Annotated in this window: 5 protein-coding genes and 1 tRNA gene; 2 read left to right on the forward strand and 4 right to left on the reverse strand. The window is 51.8% G+C overall.

Annotation, left to right across the window (positions count from 1 at the left end; all coding sequences use genetic code 11):
* The first annotated feature begins 164 nt into the window (after window positions 1-164).
* Window positions 165-2,270: a PKD domain-containing protein gene (locus tag ABD920_RS13810; RefSeq protein ID WP_345159816.1), complete on the forward strand. Its 2,106-nt coding sequence runs from the start codon at window positions 165-167 to the stop codon at window positions 2,268-2,270.
* Between the two features lie 773 nt (window positions 2,271-3,043).
* On the opposite strand, the gene ABD920_RS13815 is transcribed toward ABD920_RS13810, so the two are convergent.
* Together ABD920_RS13815 and ABD920_RS13820 are read right to left on the reverse strand one after the other, a co-directional pair.
* Window positions 3,044-3,116: transfer RNA gene (locus ABD920_RS13815), tRNA-Met, on the reverse strand.
* Window positions 3,117-3,200: 84 nt separating this feature from the next.
* Window positions 3,201-5,012, reverse strand: coding sequence for a BamA/TamA family outer membrane protein (locus ABD920_RS13820; protein WP_345159818.1), 1,812 nt, complete (start codon window positions 5,010-5,012; stop codon window positions 3,201-3,203).
* Between the two features lie 163 nt (window positions 5,013-5,175).
* Here ABD920_RS13820 and hemW point away from each other — a divergent pair, with 163 nt between their 5' ends.
* Window positions 5,176-6,303 (forward strand): radical SAM family heme chaperone HemW, encoded by a 1,128-nt coding sequence (hemW, locus tag ABD920_RS13825; protein WP_345159819.1) that lies wholly within the window; start codon window positions 5,176-5,178, stop codon window positions 6,301-6,303.
* A gap of 35 nt (window positions 6,304-6,338) precedes the next feature.
* Here the strand turns inward: hemW and ABD920_RS13830 are convergent, their stop codons facing one another.
* On the reverse strand, window positions 6,339-8,336 hold the full coding sequence (locus ABD920_RS13830; RefSeq protein WP_345159821.1) for a DUF5723 family protein: 1,998 nt from the start codon (window positions 8,334-8,336) through the stop codon (window positions 6,339-6,341).
* Between the two features lie 52 nt (window positions 8,337-8,388).
* Window positions 8,389-9,177, reverse strand: coding sequence for a hypothetical protein (locus ABD920_RS13835; RefSeq protein WP_345159822.1), 789 nt, complete (start codon window positions 9,175-9,177; stop codon window positions 8,389-8,391).
* Between the last annotated feature and the right edge of the window lie 497 nt (window positions 9,178-9,674).

Here is a 9,674-nt window from a genome sequence, read left to right on the forward strand (position 1 = left end):
ATAGCTCTTCGGAGAACCTTACCTCGCTCCTGGAACTGGTAGCAACAAGAAACCAATTTTAGATTAATCCATAACCACCACCACCCATGCCTTATGTAAGCTTTCGTAAAGTCTTGTTTTGCCTGATGATTCTTTGTTCCTCCTTGGTTCAGGCACAGAACAATTTGCCGCAGTTAACCCAGGAACTCGCCAAAAACTTCACAACCAAAGACACCCTGTTCAAGGAGCCGTTTGTGGATGTGGATGAATGGCGGGATAAGCCCGTGCACCACCGTTATGTCCACGGCGGGTTCAAGGGAACCAACGCCCGCTTCTCCTTTTACTTTCCGGCCAAAGAAAAATACCAGGGCCGGTTTTTTCAATACATAACTCCTTTTCCGGACAATGAGAACTTATCCCAAGCTGCCACCGGGGAGGAGGACAAAATTGGGTTCTCCGTTTCGCATGGCGCCTATTTCATCGAAACCAACCAGGGCGGGAGAATAGACTTTGCAAAACCCGAATCTGGGGACCCCTCCTTCGGTGCTTACCGGGTGAATGCTGCTTCGGCGCAGTTCTCAAGAGTCGTAGCCGCGCAAATCTATGGGGGCAAGCGTCCGTTTGGTTATTGTTTTGGCGGGAGTGGCGGTGCTTACCGGACAGTGGGCGGCTTGGAGAACACAGACGGTGTGTGGGACGGTGCTGTTCCATATGTACTGGGTTCACCGATGGCCATACCCAATGTATTCACCGTCCGCATGCATGCCATGCGGGTATTGCATGACAAGTTTCCCCAGATTATTGATGCGCTTGAACCGGGCGGCAGCGGCGACATGTACGCAGGCCTGAACCAGGAAGAAAAGGAGGCGCTTCAGGAAGTCACCAATATGGGCTTCCCGCCCAAGGCCTGGTTCGGGTACAAGCACATGGGCATTCACGGTTTTTTGGTTTTGTATCAGGGTGTCGTGGGCGCTGACAAAAATTATTTTGAAAATGATTTTTGGAAAGCTCCCGGTCACCTGGGTTTTAACCCTCCGGCCTCACTTATAAAAGCTCGTATTCAGAAGCCAAGCAAAATAAAAGCGGGCATTTCGGTTGAAGAGGCGGTCAAACTAGGATTGGTGCAACCCGTGTCGCTACAGGAGCGAGGCACGGCAGATGCAGCATGGAAGGCCCTTGGCGGGGTAGAAGGAGGAATGCCGGTTGCCTTTCAACTGCAGGATGTGCTGCCTGATACCGATTTCCTGGGTGGGGACTTGATTATCAAGAGCGGTGCCGCCGCCGGCAAAACCCTGCAGGTCACGAAGGTTACCGGTGATAAGGTGACACTCGGCCCGGTTGATGCGGCTGTGCTTGCATTGGTAAAGCCTGGAGATGATGTACAGGTGGACAACTCCAACTTTCTGGCGGTGCAAACCTATCACCGTCATCAGTTGCCCCCTTCCAGAGAAGAATATCCTATGTATGACCAGTTCCGTGACAAAGAAGGCAAGCCTGTTTATCCGCAGCGTCCCATGTTGCTGGGGCCTGTTTTCACCAAAGGCGCCTCAGGTGGAGTGTTGCCTACAGGCAAGTTCAAAGGCAAGATGATTTTGCTTCAATCACTTTGGGACAGGGAGGCATTTGCATGGCAGGCGGACTGGTATCGTAACCAGGTAAGGAAAAACCTGGGCGACAGCACGGACCAATACTTCCGGCTTTGGTACACGGACCGTGCCCTACATGGAGACATTGCCATAGAAGATGACCCCACGCGTACAGTCAGCTACCTTGGCGTTTTGCAACAGGCACTCCTCGACCTTAGTGCCTGGGTGGAAGAAGGTGTTGCACCTGCAGCTACCACCAACTATAAAGTCGTGGACGGGCAAGTTATTTTACCGCCAACAGCAAACGAGCGCAGGGGCATTCAACCGGTGGTAACCGTGAAAGTAGGCGGCGGCAAACGAGTAGACGTGAAAGTAGGTCAGCCGGTCACCTTTACGGCCGAAGTGGAAGTGCCAGAAAACATGGGCAAAGTGGTTGCCGCGGCATGGCACTTCGAAGGTGCACCGGATGACCTCAGCAAACGTGACGGATGGAGTTTTGACAAGTCTGGCACGTTCCCGGTTAAAGGCAAGTTCACTCCAACCGATAAAACAGGTTCACGGGTGACGCTGAAGACTACTTACACCTTCTCCAAACCAGGAACCTACTATCCAACGCTGAGAGTCGCATCGCAACGAGAAGGTAACGCCACAACACCATTTGCCCGCATTCAGAACCTGGACCGGGTGAGGGTTGTGGTTAAGTAGGAGGGTAGGTAAGAAGGCTATTTCCTGGATAATAAGCAATAACCTAACAAAGCATAAACTAAATATTCAATTTCACCTTCAAACAACCAACACAATGAAAAAAGCAAGTATACGAAAATCACACAGCTAAAACTCACGTTCTTGCAGTGTGATGAAATTTATTTTCATTCAGGAGCGGTGTAAACCTGTGGAGCTTCAGGTTTAGATGCTCTTTATGGAAGAGCGGGCAGGGAGACACGCTTGCCATGATTTCTTGAATAATTTTTTTAATGCCCCTCCATGCCTTCAAGAGCATGTCAAAATGTTCCATAATGCCATTCTAACGTCCCTAACACATGTTAATACATTCATATGTTTCTAACACTACCTTATTATATATGCATCAAAGTGGCATTATAAAACTGGCGTTACAGCTCGTTTTTAGTTTGTCCTAATGTTTATAAGACTGTGCAGTTAAAAATACCTTCACAGGGCTGTTTTATATAATGTCATCAAGGACATGATGACATGGCAAAGTAAATGCGTTTTCTATGGCTGGTAAAATGACCTGCACAAAGTTTTCTTTACTCTGCCTTCAACCCTCGCTACGCAACAATTATAGGCGCTCTTCTTTAAACTCCAGCCCTTCTAATGGCTTTTATTTTTCAATACAGAAGGTTAACTTTAAAACAGAATACTACAGTATGGAAGGAAATCGGTCACCTTTTTGGTCACCTGTAAAGCAATAAAGGCTCGTAAGTTATTCACCTACAAGCCTTTATCTTAATCTTAGGTAGCGGGGACAGGACTCGAACCTGTGACCTTTGGGTTATGAGCCCAACGAGCTACCAACTGCTCCACCCCGCACTGTTATGTTGATGCAAAAGTATACTAATAAAGTTTACCATGCAAGCTATACTTACCTAAAACACGCAAAAAAGTTACTCCCTCTCAAAATTTACTTGTAATCCCAAAATGTATCTTCGAATACTTAAACGACAGCGGCTGTTGCTCTGACTTCCCCAACGAGTACACCAACTGGAAAATACCAGCCCCGGTACTGAAGCTGATACCACCGCCCACGCCATACGGATAGTCTGTTTCCCGGGACTGCTCCAGGTTGCTGCGGTAGTAGCCCTGGTCGTAAAACAACAACACGTAAGAATCGGCGGCTGTAAAGAGGCGGTACTCCAGCGTGCTGACGGCATAGGAGGAGGCATAGAAAAAATAATCATCAAAGCCCCGCAGGGAGGAGAGCCCACCGATGCGGTACATGTCATTCAGGAAGATCTGGTCGTTGAGCAGGGCCTCGCCACTCAGACGTGCGAGAAGCGCGCTGCTTCTTCCTAGCCGGAAGAAGTTCTCTAACCGCATGGCCAGTCCCAGCTGCGTTGTCTTTATATCCACTGTGTCGTAGAAGCTTTTCTCCAAGTCAGGGCTGCGGAGCAGCTTTTTTGCACCCGCCGACAGCTGCAGCTCCACCAACCGGCCCCGCCTCGGGAAATAGAAATCATCCAGGTTGTTCCAAAGGTAGTTCAGGCCGTATGTGGTGGTCTGGGCATCGGCCAGGTCGAACTGCTGCAGGCTTTGCGGGCTGGCATCAGATAAAATACGGGAATTTCGCCACTCCGTAAACACACTGAACTTTCCGTACTTCAGCGTGTAATAGGCCAGTTGCAGACGCGGCTGCACCGTGATGAAGGAGGAATCCTGTTTGAGCAGGTTGAACTTTGCGCCTACCTCAAAGGGTGTCCCGAGCAGGTTGGGGTGCAGGTATTCGCCGTTCAGGATTACAGAGCCTTTGTTCACGCGACGCCACTGCAATCCCAGTTGCTTGCCAGAGCCTTTGATGTTTCGGATGTTCAGGTTGGCCTCGCCCGTAATCAGCAGTTTGTCCTTGCGTGCCGGGTCCGGCAGAAACCCCACCACCCCGTCCATCTGATTGGCCTGCCTGTCGTCCACGAAATAATAGACCTTGGCCTTGTCGCGGGCGAAGCGCACCTGCGGCGGCCGCGACACTTTTATATAGGGCAGCGCCGACAGCATACGCTGCGAAGCGTTGACCTGGTCCTGGTTGTAAGGCTGGCCCGGCAGCAGTTGCAGGTAACGCATCAGGAACTTAGGCTGTGTCTTCGTGTCGCCTACAATAGCCAGCGTGTCATAGGTCACCACAAAGGCCTTCTCCACCATCAGCGCTGCTGTAACCTTGTTCCCCTCTATATGAACCGAGTCGAGCCAGACAGAGGCGAAGGGGTACCCGTTGCGCTCGGCGTAATCGAGAATGCGCTGCTGCAGCTTTACATAGTCAGCAGGTTTGAAGGGTGCCTCGTGGTAGAACTTCTCCCGGAACCCGGACTCCACCAAAATGCCTTCGCTGAGGTTGCCATTGCGCAGCTGCGCCCACACAAATGGCTGGCCTATATATAGTTTCACGTGGAGCGTGTCGTTGCGGAGGTACGAGGTGTCGGCGGACGCCAGCAGATAGGAATCCTGCTGCAACCTGTAGATCAGTTCCTTCAGTTCTTTGTGCGCTTCCACGGAGTCAGGGAGGGCGTTCCGGTAGTTGTACTGCCGCAGCACCTGTTTACCCTGTTCCCCGGCCGCCCTTACCAGCAGTGTTATTTTGGGCATTGTCCTCTCGGGCTGTTTCTGGACCGGCGGGGGCATTTGTAGCTGCACCTTCGGGGGCGGCTGCCCACTCTGCGCCTGCGCCTGCGGCAGCCACAGCACAAAGCAAAGGAGTAAGGCCGCTATTTTGTACATTTGCAACGTGAACTGTTGGATGGTTAAATTGTTGAATGGTTAATCTCCTGAGCCCTGACTTCAGAAGGGCGTGCTGCTGCTGCTGCGACACAAGGAGGCGGCCCTGCTATCAGGCTCAAAACAATTCAACAAGGCAGCAATTTAACAATTAAACCCTAAAACCTTGTCCGGTATATACCTTCACATCCCGTTCTGCAAGCAGGCCTGCCATTACTGCGACTTCCACTTCAGCACCTCCATGGGGCTAAAGGAGCAGACCATACAGGCCATTGCCCGGGAACTGGAACTGCGCCAGGGGTATTTGCAGGGACAGCCGGTGCGCACGGTCTACTTCGGCGGCGGCACGCCATCGCTGCTGAACCGACAGGAACTGCAACTGCTGCTGGAAACAATAAAGGAGTTATATATAGTTTCGGAGGATGCGGAAATCACGCTGGAGGCCAACCCCGACGACCTGACGCCTGCGAAGTTGCAGGAGTTACGCGCGGCAGGAGTCAATCGCCTGAGCATCGGGCTGCAGTCGTTCCACGAGCCGCACCTGCGCCTGATGAACCGCGCACATAACGCCACGGAGAGCCTGCAATGCGTGAAAGATGCACAGGCCGCCGGCTTCAGCAGCATTACAGTGGATCTTATATATGGCATCCCGGCGCCGGGCCACGCTATATGGCACCGCGACCTGGAAACACTCTTCTCGCTGGGCGTGCAGCACGTATCCTGCTACGCCCTTACCATTGAGCCTGATACTGCCCTGGGCCGCTGGAGCAAGAAAGGCAGTTTTAAACCCGCGGAGGATGAGTTTACGGCGCAGCAATTTGAGATATTGCTGGAGCAGATGAACAGGCACGGCTATGTGCAGTACGAAATCTCCAACTTCTGCCGGCCCGGACATGAGTCAAAGCACAACAGCAACTACTGGCGCGGTGTGCATTACCTTGGCGTTGGCCCCAGCGCCCATTCGTTTAACGGCTTCTCACGGCAGTACAATGTGTCGCACAACAAGAAGTATGTGGATGCCATTACGCAGGGACAGGTGCCTTTTGAGTTGGAGGAACTCACTTTACCCGACCAGGCCAACGATTACCTGCTCACCAGCCTCCGCACCATCTGGGGCTGCGACCTCCGCAAAATCAACCAGGAGTACGGGTACGATTTCCGCGTGAGGAACGCAGCCTACCTGCAGGAGCTACAGGAAAAGGGCCTGGCTAGAATTGAGGAGAACGTGCTTTATCTGACAGATAAAGGCAAACTGCTGGCCGACCAGATCACGTTGGAGCTTTTCGTGGAATAAACCTATGCTATATATAGGCAAGAGGCTTTTCAGTTTCAATCATTCGAAATCGCAGGCGGAGCCTTGGTTTCTGTCGCTCCGGCGGGGGGTATAGCCGGAGCGGTTTGCTGTTTGTTTTCAGGCTTGGGCCCTGCACCACCTTCCGGTTTCGCAGTTGAGGTAGGCTGTATCGTCGCGGGGATTGCTGCCGGCGTAGTGGTTGGCTGTGCCTGCAGAGGTTCTACGACAGGGGTTTGCGATGAGTCTGTGGCCACTGCCTGCACCGGCTCCCTTGCTGCACCTGAAAGCGAGTCAGCGGGAGTAGTGCCCACCGAATCGACAGGAGCATACTTTAACGTATCGACTGGTGCCGTGTGAAGCGTATCGACCGGGTCGATGACAAGCGAGTCGATTGGAGCCATATGCGTTGTATCGACAGAGGTAGATTGCAGTGTATTTGCGGGAGTTTGGCTTGGTGGCGCCGGTGATGGCTGGGGCGCCATGGTAGCCTTGTCAGCTTTTTTCTGCCCCTTCTCCACTTTCCGCTGCTCTTTGGCTTCCTTCTTCCGGGCCTTTTCTTCTGCTTTTGCCCTTTGCCCGCCAGTGCCAATGCTAATCCCCAGGCCCATATATAAGTCCGGGCCAACAGCTTTGCTGCCGGGTAGCATGGCAGCCAGGTTATTAGAGCCGACTACGAAAGAGCCTAACCGGAGCATCGCTCCAAAATTCAGATCCCGGTAGTTGTTGGTGAGGTAAACCGGCAGAGCCAGTTCCAGTCTCTTGCCTTCGAGGCGGGGAGCGACGGCCAGGGCAGAAGGCTGGTGCATGGTCACGGATTCCTTGTTGCGCAGGCTGTGGAGCACCGCCGTGTTGAGGAACAGGTTACGGGTAATGCGATAGTCGAAGTTAAGGTGCAGCGCAGTAGGCAACCCGGATGTGAAATCGGTTTTCCGCTCACTCGCTTGCACTTTTAGCGCCTCCTCCAGGGTGGGAACTATGTTTTCAAGGTCAACACCTTCGAATGTTTCGCTGCTCAGGTCCAGGTTCTGTCGCTCAATATCATACGCACGCACCTGCTGAGGATCTTTGTAAGTGATAGACCCCACATCCAACAAAGCTACTCCGACGCGGTATCTGTACTTGTTCTCACCGTGGTCTGTCCGCTCTTTCCCATCATCCAGGGTATATTGATAATCGGTATAATTGGGTCGGTGCTCATAGGTGAAGCCGATGTCTACGCCCCAGCCGGAGCCAGGGGCGTTGCCCCCGAAAAACGCATTACCCACCTCTTCCTCATCAATATCGAATTCACTCCGTGAGAAGCCAAAGTTAGCGCTTCCCTGTTGCACCTGCATATAGGACTCGCCCTGCTGGTTCTGGCTCATCTGGTAGTCCACGTCCGGGGCCAGCAGATGGGCGGAGTAAATCCCTGTGAGCCTTTTTACAGTGAAGCCGCCCTTCAGAAACCGCTTCTCCTGCGAGAGCAGGACCATGGCATAGGTGAATCCTGTTTCTGCAAAGGCATTGGTATTGAAGTAAAACTCGCTGCCGGTAAAAGGGGTGTTCTGCAGCGCGGGATTGTCAGTGCCTAAGCCAATGACCTGTGCGATGTCCTCAGACACATTAGTGGCTTGCAAAGCTGTCCTGAACCGGGTGGTGAAGCCAATGCTGTGCCGCGGGTTAAGCTTGAGCATGAACGAGGGTAGCCGCAAATCAACCCCGAAATGCGCCATCTTGGGTTTGCCATCGAGCCGCTCCCGGATACGGGACCTCTCAAACAAACCGTCGCCCTCCCATATACCCTCCGGGTCTTCTAATATAAGATCTGTCTCCACACCAGCGCCGTCATAATGAAAGTAGGTGTTGGCAAACGTGACATGCCCGCCGAACAAGTTCAGGTAAAACCCCTGCTTCGCGTCGGCAATGGACGAGGGGTTGAGGAAGATGGCGTTTGTGCCGGCGTAGTTACTGCCGGAAGACCCCAACAGGTGCTGGGCCTGCATCCGGGAGGCGGACAGGAGAAGAAGTAGCGTAATGAGTAGACGTTGGGGCATATAATGAGGCTTATATTGTTGAAAGGTTTAAAAAAAAAGCTGGCCATCCAGGCTAATCGCAGTTGTACAGAAAAGTGGTGGTGCTGGTGGAGGACGCGTCGGAGTTGACAGTGGTGGTGCGGGTGACTGCGGAAGGGTACCCCTCCTCGTTGTACTCATAATCGTACACACTCTCCGTTGTCGTCGTGGTGGAGCCACTGGTACTGACTGTTTTCACGCGCTTGAACATGTTCTGGTTATAAGCAACAGCCAAGGACAGGAAAGCTACCTTCTTCTGCTCCTTCCGTCGTTTGTTTTCCTGATCCAGGTCAAACTCATACTGTATCTCCTGCCGCTGGGAAGCCGATTCGTAGGTGCGGCTAACGTTGTTGCCATTTAGCCAGGTGTAGGTAACTGTATAATTCTGTGTTACAGTGCCTGACTTGTTTGTGGAAGAGGTAACTTTCTGGAGCTGACCCTGGCTGTCATACTCAGCAGCGTAAATGCTGACATTCCCGTTAGGATAGGTAACGGTTGATTTGCTCCACCTGCCCTCCTCATCATAGGTAATAAACTCCGAAGGAGCGTAAGGGGCATCCTGCGCGTCTAAATACTGGATTTCGCTGACGCGCCCGTCATCATCGTAAACATATGAGTAATAATACTGAAGCGCCTGGTCTTTGAGGTAGCGCTGCTGGATAATGTCCTGCTCGTCATAAACCTTTTCCCAAGCATTGCCTTCGCTATCCTCCTGCTTGATTTCGAGGCAATTTGCGGATTGCGGCTCAAAGACGCCCTCCTCACAGGAAGTAAGGGCTAATGGCAAACAAAAAAACAAAAGAGATTGGTAGAGTTTCTTCATATCACTGATCATATAAGTATTCAATTTTTAAAAAGGTCCAATAGCTGTAGTAAACTTCAGTAAGATGCTGTGCAAACCGCCAACGCCGCAGCCTTAAAGGGATTAGACATCATCAGGCAAAAACGCCCTATCCCAAAAGTTTAAATTAATCCTTAAATATTACCGCCTAAAAATAGGTATGCAATACCTACTTTCGATTATTTTGTACAATTTCTGACGGTTTCCTGTTAAATTTTCGTCCTGCCAGTTCTAATAACTTAACTGAACCTGCCCCTCCAGGGGAATCCGCAGACAGGTTATATTTAATGCGCAGCAACCAGCCGGTAGGGTGATGAGGGATCGGAGAAGGCTCTGCCTGAGAACCTGCATCGAATGCTTCGGAAGGACTGCGGGGAGAAAAGCTTAAATGGAGCTTAGAGGCTGTTTTGATTTCATTTAGATAATTTCTCAAGCATGATATGTATCATGGTAATCTGAATCATGGTCTCAGCTGATTT

Source organism: Pontibacter saemangeumensis, from assembly GCF_039541895.1.
GTDB lineage: Bacteria > Bacteroidota > Bacteroidia > Cytophagales > Hymenobacteraceae > Pontibacter > Pontibacter saemangeumensis.